The sequence below is a fragment of the Gemmobacter caeni genome (assembly GCF_003054195.1).
Taxonomy (GTDB): domain Bacteria; phylum Pseudomonadota; class Alphaproteobacteria; order Rhodobacterales; family Rhodobacteraceae; genus Gemmobacter; species Gemmobacter caeni.
Genome location: NZ_QBKP01000001.1, coordinates 447,407 through 471,057 on the forward strand (window position 1 = coordinate 447,407; position 23,651 = coordinate 471,057).

General features: G+C 65.5%; 26 protein-coding genes and 1 tRNA gene. 21 read left to right on the forward strand and 6 right to left on the reverse strand.

The window, feature by feature from the left end:
- Positions 1-6: 6 nt before the first annotated feature.
- The 3 genes from C8N34_RS02095 (at position 7) to C8N34_RS02105 (ending at position 3,327) form a co-directional block, all read left to right on the forward strand.
- A complete protein-coding gene (locus C8N34_RS02095; RefSeq protein ID WP_158640441.1) occupies positions 7-1,617 on the forward strand; it encodes a phosphoethanolamine transferase in 1,611 nt (536 codons plus the stop codon).
- Positions 1,618-1,709: 92 nt separating this feature from the next.
- The gene (dddP, locus tag C8N34_RS02100) at positions 1,710-3,053 is read left to right on the forward strand and encodes a dimethylsulfonioproprionate lyase DddP (protein ID WP_108127456.1); all 1,344 of its coding nucleotides are present in this window, start codon (positions 1,710-1,712) and stop codon (positions 3,051-3,053) included.
- A gap of 16 nt (positions 3,054-3,069) precedes the next feature.
- Positions 3,070-3,327, forward strand: a complete 258-nt coding sequence (locus C8N34_RS02105) for a putative hemolysin (protein WP_108127228.1) — start codon at positions 3,070-3,072, stop codon at positions 3,325-3,327.
- Positions 3,328-3,331: 4 nt separating this feature from the next.
- Here the strand turns inward: C8N34_RS02105 and C8N34_RS02110 are convergent, their stop codons facing one another.
- On the reverse strand, positions 3,332-3,904 hold the full coding sequence (locus C8N34_RS02110; protein ID WP_158640442.1) for a TetR/AcrR family transcriptional regulator: 573 nt from the start codon (positions 3,902-3,904) through the stop codon (positions 3,332-3,334).
- A gap of 78 nt (positions 3,905-3,982) precedes the next feature.
- Here C8N34_RS02110 and C8N34_RS02115 point away from each other — a divergent pair, with 78 nt between their 5' ends.
- From C8N34_RS02115 to C8N34_RS02140, 7 genes are all read left to right on the forward strand, one after another.
- On the forward strand, positions 3,983-4,567 hold the full coding sequence (locus tag C8N34_RS02115) for a hypothetical protein (RefSeq protein WP_145693511.1): 585 nt from the start codon (positions 3,983-3,985) through the stop codon (positions 4,565-4,567).
- Between the two features lie 81 nt (positions 4,568-4,648).
- Positions 4,649-5,953 (forward strand): adenylosuccinate lyase, encoded by a 1,305-nt coding sequence (purB, locus tag C8N34_RS02120; protein ID WP_054301220.1) that lies wholly within the window; start codon positions 4,649-4,651, stop codon positions 5,951-5,953.
- 184 nt (positions 5,954-6,137) lie between these two features.
- Positions 6,138-6,662: a tetratricopeptide repeat protein gene (locus C8N34_RS02125; RefSeq protein ID WP_108127234.1), complete on the forward strand. Its 525-nt coding sequence runs from the start codon at positions 6,138-6,140 to the stop codon at positions 6,660-6,662.
- Positions 6,663-6,672: 10 nt separating this feature from the next.
- The gene (locus tag C8N34_RS26145; RefSeq protein WP_158640443.1) at positions 6,673-6,819 is read left to right on the forward strand and encodes a hypothetical protein; all 147 of its coding nucleotides are present in this window, start codon (positions 6,673-6,675) and stop codon (positions 6,817-6,819) included.
- A gap of 55 nt (positions 6,820-6,874) precedes the next feature.
- Positions 6,875-7,945 carry a flagellar motor switch protein FliG gene (locus C8N34_RS02130; RefSeq protein ID WP_108127236.1) on the forward strand — a complete coding sequence of 357 codons (1,071 nt, stop codon included), beginning with the start codon at positions 6,875-6,877 and terminating at the stop codon, positions 7,943-7,945.
- Between the two features lie 72 nt (positions 7,946-8,017).
- On the forward strand, positions 8,018-8,896 hold the full coding sequence (locus tag C8N34_RS02135; RefSeq protein WP_108127238.1) for a DMT family transporter: 879 nt from the start codon (positions 8,018-8,020) through the stop codon (positions 8,894-8,896).
- On the forward strand, positions 8,893-9,771 hold the full coding sequence (locus C8N34_RS02140) for a lysophospholipid acyltransferase family protein (protein ID WP_108127240.1): 879 nt from the start codon (positions 8,893-8,895) through the stop codon (positions 9,769-9,771). Before C8N34_RS02135 ends, C8N34_RS02140 begins: the two co-directional genes overlap by 4 nt.
- On the opposite strand, the gene C8N34_RS02145 is transcribed toward C8N34_RS02140, so the two are convergent.
- Complete coding sequence (locus C8N34_RS02145) at positions 9,768-10,475, reverse strand: DUF1223 domain-containing protein (protein ID WP_054301228.1); 708 nt, start codon at positions 10,473-10,475, stop codon at positions 9,768-9,770. The two genes, C8N34_RS02140 and C8N34_RS02145, sit on opposite strands and share 4 nt — an antisense overlap.
- Before the next feature lie 288 nt (positions 10,476-10,763).
- On the opposite strand from C8N34_RS02145, the gene acnA reads away from it, so the two are divergent.
- Together acnA and C8N34_RS02155 are read left to right on the forward strand one after the other, a co-directional pair.
- Positions 10,764-13,517 carry an aconitate hydratase AcnA gene (gene acnA / locus C8N34_RS02150; protein WP_108127242.1) on the forward strand — a complete coding sequence of 918 codons (2,754 nt, stop codon included), beginning with the start codon at positions 10,764-10,766 and terminating at the stop codon, positions 13,515-13,517.
- A gap of 213 nt (positions 13,518-13,730) precedes the next feature.
- Positions 13,731-15,092: a divergent polysaccharide deacetylase family protein gene (locus tag C8N34_RS02155; protein WP_108127458.1), complete on the forward strand. Its 1,362-nt coding sequence runs from the start codon at positions 13,731-13,733 to the stop codon at positions 15,090-15,092.
- Here C8N34_RS02155 and C8N34_RS02160 read toward each other — a convergent pair.
- Together C8N34_RS02160 and C8N34_RS02165 are read right to left on the reverse strand one after the other, a co-directional pair.
- Positions 15,064-15,687, reverse strand: coding sequence for a class I SAM-dependent methyltransferase (locus C8N34_RS02160; protein WP_108127244.1), 624 nt, complete (start codon positions 15,685-15,687; stop codon positions 15,064-15,066). The genes C8N34_RS02155 and C8N34_RS02160 overlap by 29 nt on opposite strands.
- Positions 15,688-15,694: 7 nt before the next feature.
- Positions 15,695-16,567 (reverse strand): hypothetical protein, encoded by an 873-nt coding sequence (locus C8N34_RS02165; protein WP_054301101.1) that lies wholly within the window; start codon positions 16,565-16,567, stop codon positions 15,695-15,697.
- A 91-nt stretch (positions 16,568-16,658) separates the two neighbouring features.
- Between C8N34_RS02165 and C8N34_RS02170 the strand changes: the two genes are divergently transcribed.
- The 7 genes from C8N34_RS02170 (at position 16,659) to C8N34_RS02200 (ending at position 21,679) form a co-directional block, all read left to right on the forward strand.
- Positions 16,659-18,314 (forward strand): ABC transporter permease, encoded by a 1,656-nt coding sequence (locus tag C8N34_RS02170; protein WP_108127460.1) that lies wholly within the window; start codon positions 16,659-16,661, stop codon positions 18,312-18,314.
- An 82-nt stretch (positions 18,315-18,396) separates the two neighbouring features.
- Entirely contained in the window at positions 18,397-19,032 is a 636-nt protein-coding gene (ccmA, locus tag C8N34_RS02175) for a heme ABC exporter ATP-binding protein CcmA (protein WP_108127246.1), read from the forward strand.
- Positions 19,029-19,685, forward strand: a complete 657-nt coding sequence (gene ccmB, locus C8N34_RS02180; protein ID WP_054301099.1) for a heme exporter protein CcmB — start codon at positions 19,029-19,031, stop codon at positions 19,683-19,685. Before ccmA ends, ccmB begins: the two co-directional genes overlap by 4 nt.
- 51 nt (positions 19,686-19,736) lie before the next feature.
- Positions 19,737-20,468: a heme ABC transporter permease gene (locus C8N34_RS02185; protein ID WP_054301098.1), complete on the forward strand. Its 732-nt coding sequence runs from the start codon at positions 19,737-19,739 to the stop codon at positions 20,466-20,468.
- Positions 20,465-20,620, forward strand: a complete 156-nt coding sequence (gene ccmD, locus C8N34_RS02190) for a heme exporter protein CcmD (protein WP_108127248.1) — start codon at positions 20,465-20,467, stop codon at positions 20,618-20,620. Before C8N34_RS02185 ends, ccmD begins: the two co-directional genes overlap by 4 nt.
- Before the next feature lies 1 nt (position 20,621).
- Positions 20,622-21,149 (forward strand): DsbE family thiol:disulfide interchange protein, encoded by a 528-nt coding sequence (locus C8N34_RS02195; protein WP_108127250.1) that lies wholly within the window; start codon positions 20,622-20,624, stop codon positions 21,147-21,149.
- 113 nt (positions 21,150-21,262) lie between these two features.
- Positions 21,263-21,679, forward strand: a complete 417-nt coding sequence (locus C8N34_RS02200; protein WP_108127252.1) for a VOC family protein — start codon at positions 21,263-21,265, stop codon at positions 21,677-21,679.
- A gap of 90 nt (positions 21,680-21,769) precedes the next feature.
- Here C8N34_RS02200 and C8N34_RS02205 read toward each other — a convergent pair.
- Positions 21,770-21,846: transfer RNA gene (locus C8N34_RS02205), tRNA-His, on the reverse strand.
- Between the two features lie 211 nt (positions 21,847-22,057).
- Between C8N34_RS02205 and C8N34_RS02210 the strand changes: the two genes are divergently transcribed.
- Positions 22,058-22,273, forward strand: a complete 216-nt coding sequence (locus C8N34_RS02210) for a DUF6324 family protein (RefSeq protein ID WP_054301097.1) — start codon at positions 22,058-22,060, stop codon at positions 22,271-22,273.
- Here C8N34_RS02210 and C8N34_RS02215 read toward each other — a convergent pair.
- On the reverse strand, positions 22,254-22,727 hold the full coding sequence (locus tag C8N34_RS02215; RefSeq protein ID WP_054301096.1) for an MmcB family DNA repair protein: 474 nt from the start codon (positions 22,725-22,727) through the stop codon (positions 22,254-22,256). The two genes, C8N34_RS02210 and C8N34_RS02215, sit on opposite strands and share 20 nt — an antisense overlap.
- Positions 22,728-22,840: 113 nt before the next feature.
- On the opposite strand from C8N34_RS02215, the gene C8N34_RS02220 reads away from it, so the two are divergent.
- A complete protein-coding gene (locus tag C8N34_RS02220) occupies positions 22,841-23,521 on the forward strand; it encodes a hypothetical protein (RefSeq protein WP_108127254.1) in 681 nt (226 codons plus the stop codon).
- The last annotated feature ends 130 nt before the right edge of the window (positions 23,522-23,651 follow it).

A 23,651-nucleotide genomic window follows, 5' to 3' on the forward strand; every position in this document is an offset into this window, starting at 1 on the left:
CCGCGAATGACCCTTCCCCGCCCCAAACCGCTCAGCGCCGCGATGCTCGTCGCGCTGACCTGCCTGTTCATCATGGCCACGGCCAATGCCACGCATTTCCGCAACGGCGCCCGCATCTTCGAAGGCGCCCCCCTGGCCTTCGTGACGCTGGAGGCGGCGCTGTTCTTCCTGTTCTACGCGCTGATCCTGCCGTTCAGCCAGCGCTGGATCGTGAAGCCCGTTCTGGTGTTCCTGCTGCTCGTCTCGGCCTCGGCCTCGCATTTTCTGGAAACCTACGGCACGATCATCGACCGCGAGATGATCCAGAACGTCATGAACACCACCACGACCGAAGCCGGACATCTGATCACATTCGGCTTCATCCGTGATATGCTGATCTTCGGTGTCCTGCCTTCGGCTGTCGTGCTCTGGGTGCCGCTGAAGGATGAGCGCTTCCTGCCGAAGCTGCTGCGCACGGCGGTCATCGCCGTGGTCAGCTTCGCGCTGTGCCTCGGCCTGCTGCTGACTGACTACAGCCGCTTCGCCGCGATCTTCCGCGAACAGAAGGAACTTATGGCGACCTGGAACCCCGGCGCGCCGATCACCGGGACCATCCGCTATGCCAAGCTGATCATGCGCAGCCAGAACATCGTCGTGGCCCCCCTTGGCACTGATGCGAAGGCGGGCCCCTACCTGTCGCAACCCGGCAAGCCGGTGCTGGCGGTGATCGTGGTGGGCGAGACCGGCCGCGCTGCCAACTGGTCACTGAACGGCTACAGCCGCGACACCAACCCTGAACTGGCGAAACGCGACATCACCTATTTCACCGATGTGACCTCCTGCGGCACCTCCACCGCGGTTTCGGTGCCCTGCATGTTCTCGGCCCTTCCGCGCGAGGATTACACCTACACCAAGGGGCTGTCGCAGGAAAATCTGGTCGATGTGCTGGTCCGCGCCGGGTTCGATGTGAAATGGTGGGACAACAACACCGGCTCGCAGCATGTCGCCAAGCGCATCGGCGAGCAGGAATATGACAAGGAGAAAGATCCGGTGGCCTGCGCGCTGGGGGAATGCGATGACCGTATCCTGCTGAAACAGCTTGCCGCCGAACTGCCGAAGATCACGAAGAATACCGCGATCATCCTGCATACGGTGGGCAGCCACGGCCCGTCCTATTACCTGCGCTACGATCCGGCGACGGCGCCCTTTGCCCCCACCTGCCAGACCGGCGAGCTGGGCAAGTGCAGCAGCGAGCAGATCGTGAACACCTATGACAATACCATCGCTTTCACCGACCGCATTCTGGCGGAAACGGTCGACATGCTCGCGGGGGCGCCGAATGTGGTGCCGGTGATGTATTACGTCTCGGATCATGGCGAGAGTCTGGGTGAGAACGGCCTCTACCTCCATGCGGCGCCCTGGTTCATGGCGCCGACGGAACAGACCCATGTGCCGATGGTCACCTGGGTCTCGCCCGAGGCCGAAAGCCGGCTGGGCCTGACGAAAGCCTGTCTGGATGCCCGCAAGGCAGATACCCTGTCACATGACAACATGTTTGCGACGGTGCTGGGGATGCTGGACATCCAGACCGAGGCGCGTGACCCGGCGCTGGACCTGACCGCCGACTGCCGCAACTGAGGCTGAGGTCAAGAACGACAGGCGCGCGTCGCATCCCGGCGCGCGCCTTTCCCATGCTGCGGCCCAGTCTGAACCCGGACACGGAGGCCGCCATGCAAAGCTATGCCGATACCCGCCGCAAGATCGACCCGAGCCGGGGTGACCGGCTGGGCGATGGCACCCCCAACGACAATGACCGCGTAGAGATCGGGCCGACCCAGCTTGCCTTTGCCGAATGGGCGGCGGCGGGGCTGGAATTGCCGGACCTCGACCGCATGCGCCATTACCGCTGGGACCGGCTGGTCAGGGCGCTGGTGGCGCGCGATGTGGGCGGCCTTCTGATGTTCGACCCGCTGAACATCCGCTATGCCACCGACACCACCAACATGCAGCTCTGGAACAGCCACAACCCGTTCCGTGCCTGCCTGATCTGCGCTGACGGGCATATGGTGGTCTGGGAATACAAGAACTCGCCCTTCCTCGTGACCTTCAACCCGCTGGTGAAGGAACTGCGCTCGGGCGCGAGCTTCTTCTACAACGTCTGCGGCGACCGAACCGCGCAGGACGCCGGTTCATTCGCCGCACAGGTGGACGAAGTGATGCGCGCCCATGCCGGAGCAAACCGGCGGCTGGCGGTGGACAAGATCATGGTCCACGGCTTGCGCGCGCTGGAAGCAGCGGGGTTCGAGGTGCTGGAGGGCGAAATCATCACGGAACGCACCCGCGCCATCAAGGGCCCGGACGAGATTCTGGCCATGCGCTGCGCTCACCACGCCTGCGAATCCGCCATTGCCGGGATGGAAGCGTTCACACGGGAAAACGTGCCGAAGGGCGGCGTGTCCGAGGATGACATCTGGGCCGAACTGCACAAGGGCAACATCCGCCGGGGCGGCGAATGGATCGAGACGCGGCTTCTCGCCTCCGGCCCCCGCACGAACCCATGGTTTCAGGAATGCGGGCCGCGAATCGTTCAGAACAATGAAATCGTCGCCTTCGACACCGATCTGATCGGCAGCTACGGCATCTGTATCGACATCAGCCGCAGCTGGTGGATCGGCGACGCACGGCCCTCGAATGCGATGATTTCCGCGATGAACCATGGGCTTGACCATATCCGCGACCATCAGGCCCGGCTGAAACCCGGTGTCACCATCCGCGAACTGACCTTCGGCGGTCATCAGCTGGAGGATCGCTATTGGAAGCAGAAATACTCCTGCAAGATGCACGGGGTCGGGCTGTGCGACGAATGGCCCTTCGTGCCCTACCCCGATGGCTGGATGGATGGCGCTTTCGAGGTCGCACTGGAACCGGGCATGGTGCTTTGCACCGAGGCGCTGATCAGCCCGGAGGGCGGAGACTTCTCGATCAAGCTTGAAGATCAGGTGCTGATTACGGAGAATGGCTGCGAGAACCTGACCCGCTATCCCTTCGACCCGCGCCTGACGGGCGAAGCCTGACCGACGGAGCCCGCCAATGCCCTTCCGCCCCGCCCTTGCCTTTGCCGCTCTGGCCCTTTGCGCGGGATGCGGTGGCGGGGGTGGCCGGCAGGCGGCCGAACCGTCGAACAGCCGCTGGGCCAGCATGTCGAACCCCGCCTCGCAATATTGCGCAGAACTGGGCGGGCGACTGGAGATGCGGCAGGAACAGGCGGGCGAGGCGGGCTATTGCCATATGCCCGACGGCACCGTGGTCGAGGAGTGGCAGCTTTATCGCGGCAAGAACGCGCTCTGACCCGTCAGGGCAGCAGCGCATCCAGTTGCACCTCCAGCCCCGCACGCATATCGGCGCCTGTGGTCAGGCGCAGCTCCATCAGCCCCAGCGTCGCGGCATAGAACAGCCGCGCCGCATGTGCCGGATCATCGTGACGGGCTTGCGTGAAAAAGCTTTCCAGCACCGCCAGCCGCCGCGTATCCATCGCCGCCACCGCCTGCGCGACCTTTGGTTCGGTCCGCGCCCAGCCACGCAGCGCGGGCTCGACACCGGCGCCACCGTAAGCGGCGGGCGGTGCAACGGAAATCCGCCCGATCAGCGCCTGTAGCGCCGCCCGCCCCTCGGCCCCGCTGGCCAGCACTGTGGTGGTGATCTCTTCTTCCGCCAGCCGCTGCCACAGTGCGACCATCTGCACCTTCAGTGCCGCCAGATCAGCGAAATGCCAGTAGAACGAACCCTTGCTGGTTCCAAGACCACGCGCCAGCGGCTCCACCCGCAGCGCGGGGGCGCCGCCGTTCACCAGCGCCCTGAATCCCGCCGCAATCCAGTCGCGAGGGGTCAGGCGGGTGCGGTCTGTCTGCAAGGCAGGTATGGTCATGCGCGAACCATACGATAGCGTATGGACTCGGGGCAAGCAGCCATGCCACAAACCATACGCAACCGTATGGAGCTGGCCATGTCCCTGCATCGCCTCACGGCCCTGGCACTGGCCGCCTTCCTGATCAGCCACCTAGCGCATCACCTGGCGGGGCTGATCGCCGGACCGGCGCTGCATCTGGCGCTCTCGGCCCCCTTCCGCGCCTTCTGGCGGCAGCCGATTGTCGAGGTCTTGCTGCTGACCGCCTTCGCGGTGCAGATCACCACTGGCCTGCGCCTGTTGTGGCGTGGAAGGGCCTGGCGCTGGCGCGGCCTGCGCCGCTGGCAGGCACTGTCCGGCGTCACCCTCGCGGGGTTCCTGTGTATCCATGTCGGCGCGGTGCAGGCCGCCCGCGTCACGGGCACCGACACCAACCTGCATTTCGCCGCCGCCGGGATGCAATCCGGCCTCTGGGCGCTGTTCTTCGCGCCCTATTACACCGCCGCCGTGACCGCGCTTGGCCTGCATACCGGCATCGCGCTAAGGCGCCGCACCGGGCAGCACTGGGCCTTCCCCCTGCTGACCGCCGCCGGGCTGGCGCTGGGGATCGGCCTTGTTCTGCTGATGGCGGGCCTGATTCATGATTACACTGTGCCGCAGGAATGGCGCGCCGCTTTCGGATAATGCACCGCCGCCACCTTGCCAGCCCGGCCCTTGCGGATTAAGGGGGCGCAACCCCACATCCCCGTCAGGAAAGGCCCGCCGATGATCCCGCGCTACTCCCGCCCCGAGATGGTCGCCATCTGGTCGCCCGAGACCAAGTTCCGCATCTGGTATGAGATCGAGGCGCATGCCTGCGACGCGCAGGCCCAGCTTGGCGTGATCCCCAAGGCCAATGCCGAGGCCGTCTGGCGCGCGAAGGATGTGGAATTCGACGTGGCCCGCATCGACGAAATCGAGGCGGTGACCAAGCATGACGTCATCGCCTTCCTGACCCACCTGGCCGAACATATCGGCTCGGAAGACGCGCGTTTTGTCCATCAGGGCATGACCTCGTCGGATGTGCTGGACACCACGCTGAACATCCAGCTTGTCCGCGCCGCCGACATCCTGCTGGCCGATATGGACCGGGTTCTGGCCGCGTTGAAGACCCGCGCGTTTGAGCACAAGGATACCGTGCGCATCGGGCGCAGCCATGGCATCCATGCCGAACCGACCACCATGGGCCTGACCTTCGCGCGGTTCTATGCTGAAATGGATCGCGGCCGTGCCCGTCTGGTCGCCGCGCGCGAGGAAATCCGCACCGGCGCGATTTCAGGCGCCGTCGGCACCTTCGCCAATATCGACCCTTTCGTGGAGGAATATGTCTGCGAAAAGCTGGGTCTGGTGCCGGAGCCCGTCTCGACCCAGGTCATCCCGCGTGACCGCCACGCCATGTTCTTCGCCACGCTGGGCGTCATCGCCTCGTCGATCGAGAATATCGCCATCGAGATCCGCCACATGCAGCGCACCGAGGTGCTGGAGGCGGAAGAATTCTTCAGCCCTGGCCAGAAGGGTTCGTCGGCCATGCCGCACAAGCGCAACCCGGTGCTGACCGAAAACCTGACCGGCCTCGCGCGGCTGGTGCGCATGTCGGTGGTGCCGGCGATGGAGAATGTGGCGCTCTGGCATGAACGCGACATCAGCCATTCCAGCGTCGAACGCGCCATCGGCCCGGATACGACCGTGACGCTCGACTTCGCGCTGAACCGTCTGGCGGGGGTGATCGAGAAGCTGGTGATCTACCCCGAGAACATGCTGAAGAACATGAACAAGTTCAAAGGGTTGGTCATGTCGCAGCGCGTGCTTCTGGCGCTGACTCAGGCAGGGGTAAGCCGCGAGGATGCCTACCGTCTGGTGCAGCGCAATGCGATGAAGGTCTGGGAAAAAGGCGCCGATTTCAAGACCGAACTGCTGGCTGACCCGGAAGTGACCGCCGCGCTGTCGCCCGCCGAGATCGAGGAGAAATTCGATCTGGGCTATCACACCAAACATGTGGATACGATCTTCGCCCGGGTGTTCCGCGCGTAACAGCGCCGGGCGCAGGAGGGTGGCATTTCAGTGGGGCGGGCCGTTGGGCCTGCCCCTTTTTTCATCGAAAGGCCCCGTTTCCCTTGAAAGATCCGGCGGGTATCGGACCAAGGTCCGGCCCATGCAGGTTCCACACCCTGAAAGGCCGGAAACGTGGTATCCTTTCCCAAACCGGAGAACCGCCATGCGCCTGATCCCTGCACTACTGCTTGCCGTCACGCCCTTCGCCGCCTTCGCCGCCGGGTCTGATGACACCGAGCCGCCGAAACCCACCGAAACATCGCAGACCTGCAAGAACGGTCAGGTCTGGGACGACAAGATCAGGGCCTGCGTGAACCCCGAGGAATCGCGGCTGGACGACGACGCCCGCTTCCGTGCCGTACGCGAACTGGCCTGGGCCGGACGCCCCGCCGACGCGCGCCGGGTGCTGGCAGCCATGCACGAAGGCGACAGCGACCGCGTGATGACCTATGACGCCTTCACCCTGCGGATTTCCGGCCGGATCGAGGACGGGCTGGCCCGTTATGAACAGGCGATTTCGGCCAATCCCGCCAATATCCTCGCCCGCAGCTATTACGGGCAGGCTCTTGTTCTGCAAGGTGAATACGGCATGGCCCGTGAACAGCTCGCCGCCATCGACAACCGTGAAAGCTGGGCCTGGCGCGCCCTGAACCATGCCATCGAGACCGGAGAAACCGCCAACTATTAAGGAGGGAACCATGCGCCTCAGAATTGCTGTTCTTGTCTGCCTCGCCCTGCCTGCCCCCGTGCTGGCCGAAGGCTGCCACCAGCAAACCGCCATGAACTGCGCCGAAGGGATGCAGTGGAACGCAGGCACCAAATCCTGCGAACCCATCTCCAGCTAAGCGCCCGTTAACCGGCGCCTGTCAGCCTGACCCCGGAAGAATCACCGGAGGCGACATGGCGCAGGCGCTTGCTCGGATCAAACCTGTCCAGATTGCCGTGCCCCGGCCACCGGGCACGGCGCTGCATTTGTCACGGCGGCAGAAGGCGGCAATCATCGTGCGGCTGATGCTGGCCGAAGGCTCACCCCTGCCGCTGTCCTCGTTGCCCGAGGCGATGCAGACCGAACTCGCACAGCAGATCGGCGAAATGCGGCTGGTGGATCGCGGCACGGTGCAGGCGGTGGTGGCGGAGTTTCTGGAGGAACTGGAACAGGTCGGGCTCAGCTTCCCCGGCGGTCTGGAGGGCGCATTGTCCCTGATGGATGGGCATATTTCCGGCGCGGCGGCAGCGCGGCTGCGCCGGATGGTGGGGCTGCGCCCCGATGCCGACCCATGGGACCGGATCACCGCCCTTCCCCCCGATCTGCTGCGCCCGGTGCTGGAGGTTGAAAGTACCGAAATCGCTGCCATCATGCTGTCAAAACTGCCCGTGACGAAGGCGGCGGCGCTGCTGGGCAAGCTGCCCGGCGACAAGGCGCGGCGCGTCGCCTATGCCATGTCACGCACCGCCAATGTCGATCCGGGCACGGTGCGGCGGATCGGGATGTCGCTGCTGACCCAGCTCGACAACCAGCCCGCCAAGGCCTTTGATGCGGGGCCGGTGGAACGGGTGGGGGCGATCCTCAATGTCTCCCCCGCCGTCACGCGAGAGGAGGTCTTGCAAGGGCTGGACGAAACCGATCAGGGCTTTGCCGAACAGGTGCGCAAGGCGATTTTCACCTTCGTGCACCTGCCGCAACGTGTGGCCCCGCGCGATGTGCCGCGCCTGACCCGCGCGGTGGACCAGCCGACGCTGGTCACCGCACTGGCAGGCGCCCGCAGCCCCGATCAGCAGGCGGCGGCAGAATTTATCCTCTCGAACCTCTCGCAACGTATGGCGCAAACCCTGCGTGAGGAAATCGCCGAACGCGGCAAGGTGCGGGACCGTGACGCCGAAGCCGCCATGACCAGCGTGATCGAGGCGGTTCGCGGCATGGAACGTGAGGGCGAACTGACGCTTGTCCGCAGTGAGGAAGAGGAGGAATGACCCTGCCCACCGCGTCTTGCCCTTCCCGCGCCCCGCCCCTAGGGTCTGCCGGACCCAGACAGGCGAAGGCAGATGCACCAGACCGAAACCACCCGTGGCATCCTGCTGATGCTGATCGCCATTGCGACCTTCACCAGCATGGATGCGCTGGCCAAGACCATGGTGGCCGATTACCCGGCACTTCAGGTGGTCTGGGCACGCTATACCGGGCAGACCGTTATCGTGACGCTGGTCTTCCTGCCGCGTCTGCACCAGCTGTTGCGCACGCGGCATCCGGGCCTTCAGGCGCTGCGCTCGCTGTTCCAGTTCGGCGCAACGGCCTTTTTCTTCCTCAGCCTCGGGCATATTGGCCTCGCGGAGGCGACCGCGATCACCGATCTGAACCCGGTTCTGATCACACTGGGCGCGGCATTGTTCCTGGGCGAGAAGCTGGGCCCGCGCCGGCTGGTCGGGATTGGCCTGTCGCTCGTGGGGGCGATGATCATCATTCGCCCCGGTCTGGGCGTATTCCAGCCCGCCGCCCTGCTGCCGCTGGCCTGCGCCTGCTGCTATGCCGCCTTCGCGCTGGCGACCCGGTATGTTGGCCGCAGCGAGGGGTCATCGACCGCACTGCTGTACTCCGCGCTGTTCGGCACATTTGCCACCAGCGTTATGATGCCGGGCATCTGGCAACCCATTGCCAGTGCCGACCTCTGGAAATTCCTGCTGATCGGCGCGCTGGGGTCGGTGGCGCAATTCTTTCTGATCCGCGCCTTCACGGTGGCGGAAGCCTCGGCCATCGCTCCTTTCGGCTATGTCGGGATCATCTTCGCGACAGGCTGGGGCGTGCTGCTGTTCGACGAATGGCCCGATCTCTGGACTGTCGTCGGCGCCCTTGTGATCGTGGGGGCGGGCCTCTATGTCTGGCATCGCGAAACGCGGGATCGCCCGCGCCACCCGAGACCGGAATGAAACCATCGGAAAAGCCGCGATTCCGCGTGGATCACTGGCTTCAGAACCTCGTCCTGCGTGGCCTGATCGGGACGCTGCTGACCCTGCCCTATCGCTGGCGGGTGCCGCTTTGCGGCTGGATCTTCGCGCGGGTCATCGCCCCGCTGGCAGGCTATGACCGGCGCATCCGTGACAATCTGGCCCGGATCTTCCCCGACATGCCCGAGCCCGAGGTACGCCGCATGTTGCGCGCGGTGCCTGACAATGTGGGGCGCACGGTGATCGAACTGTATTCGGGCGCCCCTTTCATCGAACGGGCACTGGCCGCGCCGATGCACGGCCCCGGACTTGCCGCGCTGGAAGAGGCGCGGGCGGCGAACCGCCCCGTGGTGCTGGTGACCGGGCATTTCGGCAATTACGATGCCAGCCGCGCCGCGCTGATCGCACGGGGATTCCGCGTTGGCGGCCTTTATCGCCCGATGACCAACCGCTATTTCAACGCGCATTACGTCGCCGCCATATCGCGCATTGGCACGCCGCTGTTCGCGCGCGGGCGGCAGGGCATGGCCGGGATGATCCGCTTCCTGCGCGAAGGCGGGATTCTGGGCATTGTGCAGGACCAGCACATGAACCTGGGCGTGAAGCTGAAATTTTTCGGCCATGACGCGATGACAGCGCTGTCGGCGGCTGAACTGGCCCTGAAATATCACGCGCTGGTGGTGCCGACCTATGCAATCCGGCAGGAAAACGGGCTGGATTTCGACATTCTGGTCGACGCGCCGATCCCTCATACGACAGCAGAACAGATGACCCAGGCATTAAACGACCATCTGGAGGCGCATGTGCGCGACCATCTGGATCAGTGGTTCTGGATACACAAACGCTGGAAGGTTTAGTTCACGCGTTGCGCGGCCAGAATCTCTGCCGGACCGGCGCGCTGGATCAGAACCACCGCGGGCTCATCCCCCGCCAGCGGCAGCGTGAGATCAAGCGGCGGCTGGCCCGGCCATTCGGCCACCGGCTGCCAGTCGGTGACGATGTTGCGGTAGGTCACAGTACGGCCCGCATTCTCGCCGCGTTCAATATTCACGGTTTCCTCGGGGCGATACCGGACAAGCTGAATTTTCATCGGCAGGCCCGGCCCCTCGGCCGATTGCGCGCGGACGCGGATCTGCCCGCCCTCGTGCTGCACCTCCAGTGTCACCGGCGACCCGGCCCCCCGCGCGCTGCGAATGGCCTCCAGCACGGCTTCGGGGTCATTGCCTTCCACCCGCGTGCCGCCATTCACGATCATCTGCGGGGTATAGATCGTGCGGCTGCGCACGGCGCGGGCATAGGCTTTCTGGCGGGCGGTAAAGCCGGGCTGGGCCAGATGGTCCTCCCAGCCGATGTAATCCCAGTAATCGACATGCAGGGCCAGCGGGATAACGGCGGGATCGGCGGCCAGCGTCGCCAGCAGGTCATCGGCGGGCGGACAGGACGAACAGCCCTGCGAGGTATAAAGCTCCACCACCACCGGCCGGTCGGCTGCCGTCTGCGCCTGCCCGGCCACGGCAAAAGCAAGCCAGAGGCCGCATGCGGCTTTGAGTGCATCGCGCATCATGGTCTTCCCGATCCCCTCGTGATGTATCGGTTCTAGCCAACAAGCCCCCCGCTTGCCAATCAAGGTTTTGCGAGAGCCCGCGAGGCAGCGTATCCTGACGCCGGGCGACCTGCGGGCGGTGCCCGGCAAAACCGTGCCGAGCGGATCAGAAAGCGCTGGATTTTCGGCATACAATTGCATACAAAGCCCGCAGATTCCCTTGCGTGATGCGCCGCATTGCGGCATGACCGGAGGGAATACCACGTACCCGAGCCCGAATTTCCGAGCCACAGCCAGGAGGCGACCATGACCGTCACCGTCGGACACGACAGCAGCAAAACGAGAAAGACCCTGACCGCAGGCGGCCAGTCGGTTGCCTATTACTCGATCCCCGCCGCCGAAGCCGCCGGTCTGGGCGAGTTCGCCAAACTCCCGGCCGCGCTGAAGGTCGTGCTGGAAAACATGCTGCGCTTCGAGGATGGCAAGACCGTTTCGGTCGATGACATCCGTGCCTTTTCGGACTGGGGCAAGATGGGCGGCAAAAACCCGCGCGAGATCGCCTACCGCCCCGCCCGCGTGCTGATGCAGGATTTCACCGGCGTTCCGGCCGTGGTGGACCTTGCCGCGATGCGTGACGGCATCATCGGCCTTGGCGGCGATGCACAGAAGATCAACCCGCTGAACCCCGTTGACCTCGTGATCGACCACTCGGTGATGATCGACGAATACGGCCATCCCCGCGCCTTCCAGATGAACGTGGACCGCGAATACGAGCGGAACATGGAGCGTTACGTCTTCCTGAAATGGGGTCAGAAGGCGTTCAACAACTTCCGCGTGGTGCCGCCCGGCACCGGCATCTGCCATCAGGTGAACCTGGAATACCTCTCGCAGACCGTCTGGACCGATACCGACCAGAATGGTGAACTGGTTGCCTATCCCGACACGCTGGTCGGCACCGACAGCCACACCACGATGGTGAACGGTCTGGCCGTGCTGGGCTGGGGCGTGGGCGGCATCGAGGCCGAAGCGGCGATGCTGGGCCAGCCGGTTTCCATGCTGATCCCCGAGGTCGTGGGCTTCAAGCTGACCGGGCAGATGATGGAAGGCACCACCGCCACCGACCTCGTGCTGAAGGTCGTGCAGATGCTGCGCAAGCATGGTGTGGTGAACAAGTTCGTCGAATTCTACGGCGAAGGTCTGGATCACCTGCCGCTGGCCGACCGCGCAACCATCGCCAACATGGCCCCGGAATACGGCGCCACCTGCGGCTTCTTCCCGATCGATAACGAAACCCTGCGCTACCTGCGCAACACCGGCCGCGAGGAATCGCGGATCGCGCTGGTCGAAGCCTATGCCAAGGAAAACGGCATGTGGCGCGGCCCGGATTATGACCCGGTCTACACCTCGACCCTGCATCTCGACATGTCGGAAATCGTGCCCGCCATCTCGGGTCCGAAGCGTCCGCAGGACTACGTTCCGCTGAACCTTGCCTCGCAGGGCTTCTACAAGGTCGTGTCGGATTACCGTGGCGTCGATCTGTCGAAAGCCGCCGACGAAATGGCCGGTGAAGGCGCCGTGGCAACCGCCCCGGCCACCGATCCGCGCAAGACCGTCAAGGTCGAGGGCAAGGATTTCACCCTGACCGACGGCGATGTGGTGATCGCCGCCATCACCTCCTGCACCAATACCTCGAACCCCTATGTGATGATCGGGGCAGGTCTGGTCGCGCGCAAGGCCCGTGCGCTGGGTCTGAACCGCAAGCCCTGGGTGAAAACCTCGCTGGCGCCGGGATCGCAGGTCGTGGCGGAATATCTGAACGCTGCCGGGCTTCAGGAAGATCTGGACGCCGTGGGCTTCAACCTCGCCGGTTTCGGCTGCACCACCTGCATCGGCAACTCGGGTCCGCTGGGCGATCCGGCGATTTCCAAGGCTATCCAGGAAAACGATCTGGTGGCAACCGCCGTGCTGTCGGGCAACCGCAACTTCGAGGGCCGGATTTCGCCCGACGTGCGCGCCAACTATCTGGCCTCGCCGCCGCTGGTCGTGGCCTATGCCATCGCCGGGTCGCTGAACATCGACCTGACAGTCGATCCCATCGGCCAGGACAAGGACGGCAAGGATGTTTTCCTGAAGGACATCTGGCCGACCAACCGCGAAGTGGCGGATCTGGTGGAAAAGACCGTGACCCGCGAGGCGTTCCAGACCAAATACGCCGATGTGTTCAAGGGCGACGAAAAGTGGCAGGCGGTGGAGATCACCGACAGCGAAACCTACGACTGGCCGCCGAGCTCGACCTATATCCAGAACCCGCCCTACTTCCAGGGCATGGGCAAGTCGAAAGGTGTGATCAACGACATCGAGGGTGCCCGCGTTCTGGCGCTGCTGGGTGACATGATCACCACCGACCACATCTCGCCCGCCGGTTCGTTCAAGGCGACCACCCCGGCCGGCAAATATCTGTCGGAGCGTCAGGTTCCGGTATCCGAGTTCAACTCCTACGGGGCCCGGCGCGGCAACCACGAGGTGATGATGCGCGGCACCTTCGCCAATATCCGCATCAAGAACGAGATGCTGGATGGCGTTGAAGGCGGCTACACCAAGGGGCCGGATGGTCAGCAGACCTCGATCTATGACGCGTCGATGGCCTATCAGGCCGAAGGCACGCCGCTGGTCATCTTTGGTGGCGTCGAATACGGCGCAGGCTCGTCGCGGGACTGGGCTGCGAAAGGCACCGCGCTGCTGGGCGTGAAAGCCGTGATCGCGGAATCGTTCGAGCGTATCCACCGGTCCAACCTCGTCGGGATGGGCGTCATCCCGTTCGAGTTCACCGGCGGCGACACCCGCAAGACGCTGGGCCTGAAGGGCGATGAGGTCGTGGCGATCCATGGTCTTGCCGGTGACCTGAAACCGCTGAGCCTGGTGCCCTGCACCATCAAATACGCGGATGGCACCGAGAAGACGATCCAGATCAAGTGCCGCATCGATACGGCCATCGAGATCGAATATGTCGAAAATGGCGGCGTGCTGCACTATGTGCTGCGCAACCTCGCCTCGGCCTGATCGGCACTGAACGGACAGCAAGGGCCCCGGAGCGATCCGGGGCCTTTCGCATTTCCGGCGGCGTGGATACCGTGCGGGCGCAGAAAGGTGCTGCAAGGGGGGGTGAACCCCGCGCAGTGCCGCGTTATACAGGAACCGAAGTGCGCGGCGGCAAGCTGCTGCGTCAGGGCATAGCGGATGGGCGGGACAACCGCCAGAGCGGTGGAGGCAGATATGCGTGGGTTTCTGTCAGGCGTGATTTCAGGCGGGATCGTGGGGGTGCTGGGCCTTGGTGTCCTGTCGCAACTGGCGCCGCCCCCGGCCGGGCGTCCGGCCCCGGCAGCCGAGGTCGCCAATGTGGATGCGCCGCCGGTCACGGTGCCTGAGGCCGCACCCGCCGAAAGCCCCGCGGCGGCCCCTGCCACAGTGCCCGCGGCAGAACCTGCCGCCCCCGAACAGCCGGACATGGCAGAGGCAGCGCCGCCGCCGACTGCCTCCGAAGCCCCGGAGGCGCCGCAGCGCCCGGTGGAACCCGCCGCCGCACCGGATCTGGCACTGGCCCCGGCCACAGAGCCTGCCGCGCCGGTGCAACCCGCCTTGCCAGAAGCCGGGGCGGACAGCGATGCGGCCCCCGCTGCCGCCGAGCCGCCGCCGGTTCCGCCTCTGACGCCCGAAGAAGAAGCGATGCTGGCCCCGGTCGACGGGGGCGCGCTGCCCGATGAGATTCCGGCCCATTCGCCGCTTGCCCCCGAAGCCCCTGCGGAGGCAGAGACCGAGGCCCCGGCAGAACCCCTGCTGGACCGGCCGCAACCCGGACTGACCGGCACGGTCGATGGTGTAACCACCGGCCGCCTGCCCGCGATTGACGTGGCCCCCCCGGCCGATCCCGCCGCGACAGAGCCGGATCTGGCCGATGATCCGCGCCCGCTGATCCGTTATGCGATGCCCTTCGACAATCCCGCCGCCAAGCCGCTTTACGCCATCGTTCTGGCTGATAACGGCCTGCCGGGCGTCGACCGTGCCGCAATTGCCGCGCTGCCGCTGCCGGTGACCATCGCGCTGGACCCGGCCGCACCGGATGCCGAAGAGATTGCAGGCGCCTATCGCACCGCCGGGAAGGAAGTGGCCATGCTGGCGACCGGCCTGCCGAAAGGGGCCACCGCCGCCGATGTGCAGGTCACTTTCGCCGCAAATGCCGCTACGCTGCCGCAGGCGGTGGCCGTGGTGGATCTGCCGCAGGGCGGGTTCCAGAACGACCGCAAGCTGGCGAGCGACGTGGTGCCGGTGATCAAGGATCAGGGGCGTGGCCTGGTCACCTTCGACCGGGGGCTGAATGCCGCCGATCAGGTCGCCCGGCGCGAGTCGGTGCCTGCGGCGGTGATGTTCCGCCAGATCGACGGCGAGGGCGAAAGCGTGCCGGTCATGCGCCGCTATCTGGATCGCGCGGCCTTCAAGGCAGCGCAGGACGGCAAGGTGGTCGTTTATGGCACCGTCGCGCCCGACACGATCGCGGCGCTGCTGGAATGGTCGGTCGAGGGCCGTGCAGGATCGGTGGCTCTGGCGCCGCTTACCGCCGTTCTGGCCGAGGGCCAGTAACCGGCTGGCGGCGCCGCAGCGTCAACGCAAGCCATTGCGTTGGCACGCCGCCGAAACCGCCGCCACGGCGCAAGGTCAGGGCCACCAGTTCCCAGCCCGGCCCGCAGGCGGCCAGCAGCCAGGCCGGATCGGGCTGGTTGAAGTATCGCCCCAGCGCATCCGCCCCTTCCGCGTCGCCGGTCTTGAAGCTGGCAAACATCAGGCCACCGGGCCGCAAGGCGCGACGGATACGGGCAAGAATGTCGGGCAATTCCGGGCGCGGCACATGCAGAAGGCTCGCATTGGCCCAGACAGCATCATAAGCCGCATTTGCCTCCAGCGCGTCGAACTGCAAAAGCCGCGCGGGGCGCCCCAGCCGTTCAGAGGCGATCCGCACCAAGGCGGCGCTGCCATCGGTCGGGTCCAGCCCGAACCCTGCGGCAAGTATGGCCGCCGCGTCCGTGCCCGCGCCGCAGCCCAGTTCCAGAATATGCGCACCGGGCGCCAGCCTGGCCAGAAATCCGGCAAGGGCGGGATGCGGGCGGGCGCTGCCTTCGGCCGCATAGCGCGCAGCCTGTGTTTCGTAGAACAGCCGGGTCCGGGGATCGCCAGCCATACCCGGCTCAGGGCGTGATCATGGTCACGCCGGGCAGGCTTGCGATATAGGCCATGTCGCGGTCATAGGTTTCGGTCATCACCGCGACCATGTCATCGGTCCAGTCCGGCAGGGCAAAGGACATTTCGACCACATCGGGCCGCGCGAATTTGTCGAGGAATGCCGAAACCACCCGACGCCGTTGCGCCACGCCCTGCGGCGGGTGCTTTTCCATATAGGCGGCCATCCGGCTCATGCCGTCCACGGTCATCACCGTGCCCAGCAGATCATCCGCGCCCTCCAGATACATGCCGGAGGGATGGCCCGACACCGCCTGCAGCACCTCGGGCCAGATCAGCGGCGTATCCTCGTCCGCCCAGACGGTGATCGGAACGCCGGGATTGCGGTCAATCAGTTGCAGGATCAGGTCGGACCAGCGCAGGCTCAGCGGGTCGGTGCCCTCGATGAACTCGGCATAATCGCGGCCCCGCTGACGACGGTGCAGTTCCGGCAGATAGGTGGCGGGGTTGCGCAGGCCCAGATGGAACTCTGCCCCGATCTCGGGGAAGATCTGGCAGATCGTGCGCATCCGGTCGCCGCCGGTATGATAGAACCGCCCCTTCACCGCCCAGGCGGGGAAGGACAGAAAGTTCTCCCATGACAGGACAAGCCGGTCGGCCGCATCGGCATCCATGATCTGATCCAGCAGATTGGCCTGCATTTCCATACTGGCGGGCTGCCCTTTCAACTGGATCGCCGCGTCGCGGATCAGGTTGCGATAGCGCCCCGGTTCCGGCACTTCGATGCCGACCGCAGCCAGCTGCCCGGCGTTGCGGTGCAGGGTCCGCACCAGACGGTCATCATCGGTGCAATGCACCCCGAGGTGATAGGCAATACGCATTTGGCTCTGTTCTGGCAGTTGCTGCTCGTTGATGCTGAATATACGGGGTTTTCTGGACAGATAAACCGCTTTCCTGTAATCGGGCCTGATGATGCCCGAGCAAAAGACTCAGTCACAGCCTTTCAGCCTGCCGCGCCTGCCCGATGTCTGGACGCTGGCCGCCGTGGTGATCGGGGTTGTGGTGCTGGCGCCCGTCCTGTCCGTGGTCTGGATTGCCTTCCACCCGACGGAAAACATCTGGCCGCATCTGATGGCGACCGTGATGCCGCGCTATCTGGCGACGACGGGTCGCATGATGCTGGGGGTCGGGCTGCTGACGGCCGCCGTTGGTACCGGCGCTGCATGGCTGGTGACGATGTACCGCTTTCCGGGCGCAAGGTTCTTCGACAGGGCGCTGCTGCTGCCGCTGGCGATTCCGGCCTATGTCGGCGCCTATGCGCTGGTCGATTTCTTCGATTATTCCGGTGCGTTTCAGGTCGGCCTGCGGTCGCTGATGGGCTGGCACAGTGCGCGGGACTACTGGTTCCCGACAGTGCGGTCGGAAGGTGCGGCCATCGTCGTGCTGTCAGCGGCGCTTTATCCTTATGTCTTCCTGCTGGCGCGCGCGGCCTTCCGCGAACAATCGGGCGGCTGTTACGAGGTGGCGCGCGCGCTGGGGTCGGGCCCCTGGAGCGTGTTTTTCCGCGTGGGCCTGCCGCTGGCCCGGCCCGCCATTGCCGCAGGCGTGGCACTCGCGCTGATGGAGACGGTGGCCGATTACGGAACGGCGACGCATTTCGGGGTTCAGACCCTCACGACAGGGCTGTTCTCCACCTGGCTGACCACCGGCAATGCGGGGGGCGCGGCCCAGATCGCGGGCGTCTCGCTGACGGTGATCGTGCTCCTGCTGGGGCTGGAACGCTGGAGCCGCCGCAACGCCCGCTTCCATGGCTCGGCCCGGCAGGCCCGCCCGGTAGAGCCACAGCCGATCCGGGGCCCGCAACGCTGGCTGGCGACGGTGGCCTGTGCGCTGCCCTTCGCCATGGGCTTTGTGCTGCCGGTGGCAGTGATGACCGGCCACGCCATCCGCAAGCCCGAAGCCTGGGTCTCGCCCGGTCTGGGCCGCGCGCTGGTCAATACACTGATCACCGGCGGGCTGGCCGCCCTGCTGACCGTCGGTGCGGCGTTGATCATGGTCTATGGTTTGCGGTTGCGCGGGCGCGGATTGCCACGCTGGATTTTGCCGATCACGGCGCTGGGATATGCCGCGCCCGGTGCGGTACTGGCGCTGGGTCTGCTGATCCCGCTGGCCGCCCTTGATCACTGGATGGCCGATACCCTCGCCGCGACCACAGGCTGGGATCCGGGCCTGCTGCTGACCGGCACTGCCGCCGCGCTGGTGCTGGCCTATGCGCTGCGCTTCTTCGGCATCGCGCAGGGGGCAGTGGATGCCGCCTTTGGCCGCGTCTCGCCCAATCTACCGCTGGCGGCACGGGCGCTGGGGCGCAGCCCTGCGCGGGTGCTGCGCGACGTTTATCTGCCGCTGATGCGCAGTTCGGTTGCCACCGCATTGCTGGTGGTCTTTGTCGATTGCGTGAAGGAACTGCCCGCCACGCTGCTGCTGCGCCCCTTCAACTATAACACCCTAGCGACGCGGGTGTTTGAACTGGCCAGCCTCGAACGGCTGGGCGAGGCCGCACCCGCAGCACTGCTGGTGATGGGGGTCGGGCTGATCGCCGTGCTTCTGGTTGCCCGGAACGAGGGCTGAGGCACCTTTGTCGCATGCCGCCGCTTTCGCTTTGCGCGGGCGGCGCAATCGGCTAGGCAGGGCAGGAAACCGGGAAAGGCGCATGACGGCGAAAGACTATCGGGTATCTGACCTTGCCGTGGCGCGCGGCGGGCTGGTGGTGCTGGAGGGCGTGGGCTTCACCCTGCGCCCGGGGCATGCGCTGGTGCTGCGCGGGCCGAATGGCGTGGGCAAGACCACCCTGTTGCGCACGCTGGCCGGTTTGCAGCCGCCCGTTGCGGGCGACATCGGCCTGCCGCCCGAGGCCATCGCCTATGCCGCCCATGCCGACGGGTTGAAAGCGACGCTGAGCGTGGCCGAAAACCTTGCCTTCTGGGCCGCGATCTACGGCACCGACCGGGTTGAAACCGCGCTGGACCGCATGAACCTGCGCGAACTGCGCGACCGCAGCGCGGCCAGCCTTTCCGCCGGGCAGAAGCGGCGGCTGGGGCTGGCGCGGCTGCTGGTCTCGGGTCGTCCGGTCTGGATGCTCGATGAACCAACCGTCAGCCTGGACGCCGCCTCGGTCGCGCTGTTCGCCGATGTGGTGCGCGGCCATCTGGCCGAAGGCGGTGCCGCGCTGATGGCGACACATATCGACCTTGGCCTGACCGAGGCCGGGGTGCTGGACCTGACCCCCTTCAAGGCGCGCGGGCAGGCGGCGGGCACCGCCTCCGACTTTGACGAGGCTTTCGCATGATCGCCCTTCTGCTGCGGGATCTGAGGCTGGCGGTGCGCGCCGGGGGCGGCTTTGGACTTGGCCTTGCCTTCTTCCTGCTGGTCGCGGTTCTGGTGCCGCTGGGCGTCGGCCCGGAAGGCGGGACGCTGGCCAAGATCGCGCCGGGCATCCTGTGGGTCGGCGCGCTGCTGGCCTGCCTGCTGAGCCTCGACCGCATCTTCGCGCTGGATTTCGAGGATGGCTCGCTCGATCTGCTGGCCACCGCACCGATCCCGCTGGAAGGCGCGGTGGCGATGAAATCCGCCGCGCACTGGCTGGTGACCGGGCTGCCGCTGACGCTGGCCGCGCCGGTGCTGGGGGTGCTGCTGCATCTGCCCGGCGAGGGATATTTCTGGCTCGTCGCCTCATTGGCACTCGGAACCCCTGCCCTGTCGGTCATCGGCACCTTCGGCGCGGCGCTGACCGTGGGGCTGAAACGCGGCGGCCTGCTGCTGAGCCTGCTGGTCCTGCCGCTTTATGTACCGACGCTGATCTTCGGCGCCGAAGTGGTCAAGCGCGGCGCGGCAGGGATGGCGGTGGAAGTGCCACTTCTGCTGCTGGCGGGCATTACACTGGGCGCGGCGGCCGTGCTGCCCTTTGCCTCGGCGCTTGCCCTGCGCATCAATCTGCGGTGATCCTGCCCGATGCCGCTTGTCGCACAACGAAACTGGATTTAGCGAGGCCCCATGTCGCTCTGGGAATATGCCAATCCGAAGAAGTTCATGCAGACCGCCACACGGGTGCTGCCCGTGGTCAGCGTGCTGGCCGCGATCTGCATGGTCGGGGGGCTGGTCTGGGGGTTCTTCTTCACGCCCGATGATTACAAGCAGGGTGCAACGGTGAAGATCATCTTCATCCATGTTCCCGCCGCCATGATGGCGATCAATGTCTGGGGCATGATGCTGGTCACCTCGCTGGTCTGGATCGTGCGGCGCCACCATGTCAGCGCATTGGCCGCCCGTGCCGCAGCACCGCTGGGCATGACCTTCACCCTGATAGCGCTGGTGACCGGCGCGCTGTGGGGGCAACCGATGTGGGGGACGTGGTGGGAATGGGACCCGCGCCTGACCTCATTCCTCATCCTGTTCCTGTTCTACCTTGGCTATGTTGCGCTGTGGCAGGCGGTGGAAAACCCCGATACCGCCGCCGACCTGACCAGCGTGCTGTGCATCGTGGGGTCGGTCTTCGCCGCACTCAGCCGTTATGCGGTGAAATTCTGGAATCAGGGGCTGCATCAGGATTCGACCATCATGAAGGTGGGCGAGAAAGACCCGCTGGACCCGGCCTATTACTGGCCGCTGATCGTCTGCATCGCGGGCTTCATCCTGACCTTCGTTGCACTGGTGCTGCTGCGCACCGTCACCGAAATCCGCGCCCGCCGTCTGGCGGTGCTGACAGCGCGGGAGAGGCTGGCATGATGCCCGATCTTGGCAAATATGCGGTGCCGGTTCTTGGCTCTTATGCGGTGGCGATTGGTCTGATCGCCGCCATTGTCGCGCTGTCCATCTGGCGGTCGCGGCGGATGAAACGCGCGCTTGATGCTGTCGAGGCGCGCGCCGGGAGGAAATGACATGTCGCGTATCCTGATGATCCTGCCGCCGCTGGTTTTCGCGGCACTGGCAGCGATGTTCTGGCTGGGGATGCAGCGCGAGGACCCTGACGCCCTGCCCTCGACGCTCGTCGGGCGGGCGGCGCCTGTCGTGCAGGTGGGCACGCTGGGCAGTCATCCCGCGCTGCTGCACGAGGCGCTGACCGCGCCGGGGGTGAAGCTCCTGAACTTCTGGGCCAGCTGGTGCGCGCCCTGCCGGGCCGAACATCCGATGCTGAAACAGTTGCAGGCCGAAGGCGTCACCATCCTTGGCGTGAACTACAAGGACAAGTCCGATCAGGCCGAGGCATTTCTGGCCGAGCTGGGCAATCCCTATACCGCCATCGGCACCGACAGCGGCCGCATGGCGCTGGAATGGGGGGTTTATGGCGTGCCGGAAACCTTTGTGATCGACGGCGCGGGCAAGGTGGTGCTTCGTTACGCCGGTCCGATCACGGCGCAGGAGCTTGAGCGGGTCATTCGCCCGGCACTGGCCAAGGCGGCGGAATAACCGCCGCTGACCCTGAGGCAAAGGCCCGTCACCCTGTGCAGGCGGTCATGCTTTCCGCGAGCAATACGCTATCCTTGCCCGGATAGCGTAGCGACGGAAAGGACCCCTCAACCATGATCGCTTATGTCACGGTCGGCGCGGACGATATCGCGCGCGCAAAACGATTCTATTCAGCCCTCCTGCCCGCCCTGGGTTACGCTCTGGAGGAGGGACCGGAGGGGCTGAGCTACACGCTTCCCGCCGCGCCGGGGGCATCCGGCCCCGCGCCCGATTTCTACGTCAAACCCACTTTCGACGGGCGCCCTGCCTCGGCTGGCAATGGCACCATGGTGGCTTTCATGGTCCGCAGCCAGAAGCAGGTGCGCGACCTTCACGCCGCAGCACTGATCGCAGGCGGATCGGACGAGGGCCAGCCGGGTTTCCGCGCCGCCTACGGGCCGCATTTCTATGTGGCGTATCTGCGCGACCCTCAGGGCAACAAGATTGCCCTGTTCTCCAGCGATCCGAACGAACCTGGACGAGAAGGGTGATATCTGGGTGCAGACGCCAATCACAGCATCCTCGCGCCCTATGTTTCGGCGACAAGGCCGGCTCGATCCGGCGGGCGATGCAAGTGCTGATGGTACCGACTCCCCGGCTCGAACGGGGGACCCCCAGATCCACAATCTGGTGCTCTAACCAACTGAGCTAAGTCGGCACTTGCGGGCGATGTAGCCCCCTGCGCGGGGGAATGCAACCCCCCTCGCGCGCTTGCCATGATGGTTTTTCGGCGCTAAAGCGTTTCGGGAATTACCCGAGCCATGAAACATCGTAAAAAGCCCGTAAGCATCGAAGATGTGTCAGGGTTTTGGCGATTGAGGGTATCCCTGAAACGCTCCGGGCCACGAAATCGGAAAACGGAGAATGCCATGAGTATCAACGACCAGAGCGAAATCGCCGCCAACCTGCAAATCGGCCCGACCGATCAGGGCATGGTGCGAATCTATGTCGAGGCGGAAGGCGGCATCGACCTGCCGCTGGACTTCGACCCGGACGAGGCCGAAGAGATTGCCGAAGAACTGCGCGCCGCCGCCGAGGCCGCCCGCGCCATGGGCGCCCCTGCCCCTAAGGGGAAAAAGCGCTGACCTTGCCCACCGCAGCCGGATCGCGCAGCGCCTGAAGGCGCAGCGCGGCATGGCGGGCGAACTTCTGTACCATGACCTTGCGGCGGGCTGCCGCCAGCGGCGCCTGCGGCCCCATCCGCAGGATTTCGGCGTCGTAGTCATCGGCAACGATCAGCCCGCTGTCGGGCGGCAGCAGGCCGGTCGGGAAATCGGCATCCACCGCCCAGAAGAAACGGTCACACCACTCCAGATAATTGTGCCATTTGCGATCTGCCGCGAAATCCGCGCGCGAAGATTTGCACTCGACCACCCAGACCTCGCCCTTCGGCCCCAGCCCCATCACATCGACCCGCAGACCGGGCGCGGGCACCAGCTCCTCGACCGTGGCGAAGCCGTGGCTCAGCAAATGGCGGCAAACCCCGCGCGCAAGGCGCTGGCCGGGCGTCGGAGGCGGAAGTGCGACAGTGTCATCCATGGGAAAATCTTGAACGAAAAGGGAACATTTCGCAAGCCCCCCCTGCACCCCAAGGGTTGACAGCATGGCGCCCCTTGGCCAGCCTGCCCGCAGTTCATTGAGAGAGAGATTTCATGTCCGGTATCCTGATCACCCGTCTGTTGCCGCTTGCCCTTTTGTCGCTGCCGCTGCCCGCCCTTGCAATCACGGTGGCCGACTGCACCCTGCAACAGGGCTGCGCCTGCTCCGAATCGCCGCTCAGCGCCGAGGAGATCGGCATTGTCATGGGCGCGACGCCGCCGCAGGGTGCTGACGGCATGGTTTTTGTGTTCCAGGACGGCGACGCTGGCACATGGTCGCCGCTGACGCCCGAGGAAATCGACATTGTTTCGGGCGGTGATGGCGCCTGTGACGGGCCGCTGGTGCCCGAGGATGGCACCTGGGTCACGCGATCCACCCTGAACAGCCTGCATTGCGGTGCGGGCACGGCCATGATGCGCAGCATGATCGAGGGCACCCTGAACAAGGAGAACCCGGTTCCCGTGCGCTGGAACGGCGATTTCAGCGCTGATACCTGGCGCCGCGCATGGATCGCCGCCAATCCGCAGGCCGAAGCGCCGAACACCCCGACGTTCAACCGCGTGTCGCCGGTCGAACTGTCAGGGCGTGACAGCATCAAGGGCATGACCAGCACGCAGCGCATGGTGCTGCTGACGCCGCGCAGCTTCCGAATGGACTGGCAATTCGAGGGGCAGAACGAAATGGGGGCCTGCGGCTGGTCTGTCACGCATATGGTGCGCCGCACCGGGGGCTGAGCCCTTGCCGTCGCGCCCGCCGCATCCTATCTGTGGGGACGGCGGGTGCTGCTCTTCGCGTGTGGGACACTTTTCCAGTGGCCGATAAGCAAGCGAACGGGGGCTGGCTCTGGCAGGATCCTGGTCCTGT

Excerpts from the sequence above, each read along its gene's own strand:
- C8N34_RS02095 (WP_158640441.1), top strand. The coding sequence starts at position 7 with ATGACCCTTCCCCGCCCCAAACCGCTCAGCGCCGCGATGCTCGTCGCG.
- dddP (WP_108127456.1), top strand. The coding sequence starts at position 1,710 with ATGCAAAGCTATGCCGATACCCGCCGCAAGATCGACCCGAGCCGGGGT.
- C8N34_RS02105 (WP_108127228.1), top strand. The coding sequence starts at position 3,070 with ATGCCCTTCCGCCCCGCCCTTGCCTTTGCCGCTCTGGCCCTTTGCGCG.
- C8N34_RS02110 (WP_158640442.1), bottom strand. The coding sequence starts at position 3,904 with ATGACCATACCTGCCTTGCAGACAGACCGCACCCGCCTGACCCCTCGC.
- C8N34_RS02115 (WP_145693511.1), top strand. The coding sequence starts at position 3,983 with ATGTCCCTGCATCGCCTCACGGCCCTGGCACTGGCCGCCTTCCTGATC.
- purB (WP_054301220.1), top strand. The coding sequence starts at position 4,649 with ATGATCCCGCGCTACTCCCGCCCCGAGATGGTCGCCATCTGGTCGCCC.
- C8N34_RS02125 (WP_108127234.1), top strand. The coding sequence starts at position 6,138 with ATGCGCCTGATCCCTGCACTACTGCTTGCCGTCACGCCCTTCGCCGCC.
- C8N34_RS26145 (WP_158640443.1), top strand. The coding sequence starts at position 6,673 with ATGCGCCTCAGAATTGCTGTTCTTGTCTGCCTCGCCCTGCCTGCCCCC.
- C8N34_RS02130 (WP_108127236.1), top strand. The coding sequence starts at position 6,875 with ATGGCGCAGGCGCTTGCTCGGATCAAACCTGTCCAGATTGCCGTGCCC.
- C8N34_RS02135 (WP_108127238.1), top strand. The coding sequence starts at position 8,018 with ATGCACCAGACCGAAACCACCCGTGGCATCCTGCTGATGCTGATCGCC.
- C8N34_RS02140 (WP_108127240.1), top strand. The coding sequence starts at position 8,893 with ATGAAACCATCGGAAAAGCCGCGATTCCGCGTGGATCACTGGCTTCAG.
- C8N34_RS02145 (WP_054301228.1), bottom strand. The coding sequence starts at position 10,475 with ATGCGCGATGCACTCAAAGCCGCATGCGGCCTCTGGCTTGCTTTTGCC.
- acnA (WP_108127242.1), top strand. The coding sequence starts at position 10,764 with ATGACCGTCACCGTCGGACACGACAGCAGCAAAACGAGAAAGACCCTG.
- C8N34_RS02155 (WP_108127458.1), top strand. The coding sequence starts at position 13,731 with ATGCGTGGGTTTCTGTCAGGCGTGATTTCAGGCGGGATCGTGGGGGTG.
- C8N34_RS02160 (WP_108127244.1), bottom strand. The coding sequence starts at position 15,687 with ATGGCTGGCGATCCCCGGACCCGGCTGTTCTACGAAACACAGGCTGCG.
- C8N34_RS02165 (WP_054301101.1), bottom strand. The coding sequence starts at position 16,567 with ATGCGTATTGCCTATCACCTCGGGGTGCATTGCACCGATGATGACCGT.
- C8N34_RS02170 (WP_108127460.1), top strand. The coding sequence starts at position 16,659 with ATGCCCGAGCAAAAGACTCAGTCACAGCCTTTCAGCCTGCCGCGCCTG.
- ccmA (WP_108127246.1), top strand. The coding sequence starts at position 18,397 with ATGACGGCGAAAGACTATCGGGTATCTGACCTTGCCGTGGCGCGCGGC.
- ccmB (WP_054301099.1), top strand. The coding sequence starts at position 19,029 with ATGATCGCCCTTCTGCTGCGGGATCTGAGGCTGGCGGTGCGCGCCGGG.
- C8N34_RS02185 (WP_054301098.1), top strand. The coding sequence starts at position 19,737 with ATGTCGCTCTGGGAATATGCCAATCCGAAGAAGTTCATGCAGACCGCC.
- ccmD (WP_108127248.1), top strand. The coding sequence starts at position 20,465 with ATGATGCCCGATCTTGGCAAATATGCGGTGCCGGTTCTTGGCTCTTAT.
- C8N34_RS02195 (WP_108127250.1), top strand. The coding sequence starts at position 20,622 with ATGTCGCGTATCCTGATGATCCTGCCGCCGCTGGTTTTCGCGGCACTG.
- C8N34_RS02200 (WP_108127252.1), top strand. The coding sequence starts at position 21,263 with ATGATCGCTTATGTCACGGTCGGCGCGGACGATATCGCGCGCGCAAAA.
- C8N34_RS02210 (WP_054301097.1), top strand. The coding sequence starts at position 22,058 with ATGAGTATCAACGACCAGAGCGAAATCGCCGCCAACCTGCAAATCGGC.
- C8N34_RS02215 (WP_054301096.1), bottom strand. The coding sequence starts at position 22,727 with ATGGATGACACTGTCGCACTTCCGCCTCCGACGCCCGGCCAGCGCCTT.
- C8N34_RS02220 (WP_108127254.1), top strand. The coding sequence starts at position 22,841 with ATGTCCGGTATCCTGATCACCCGTCTGTTGCCGCTTGCCCTTTTGTCG.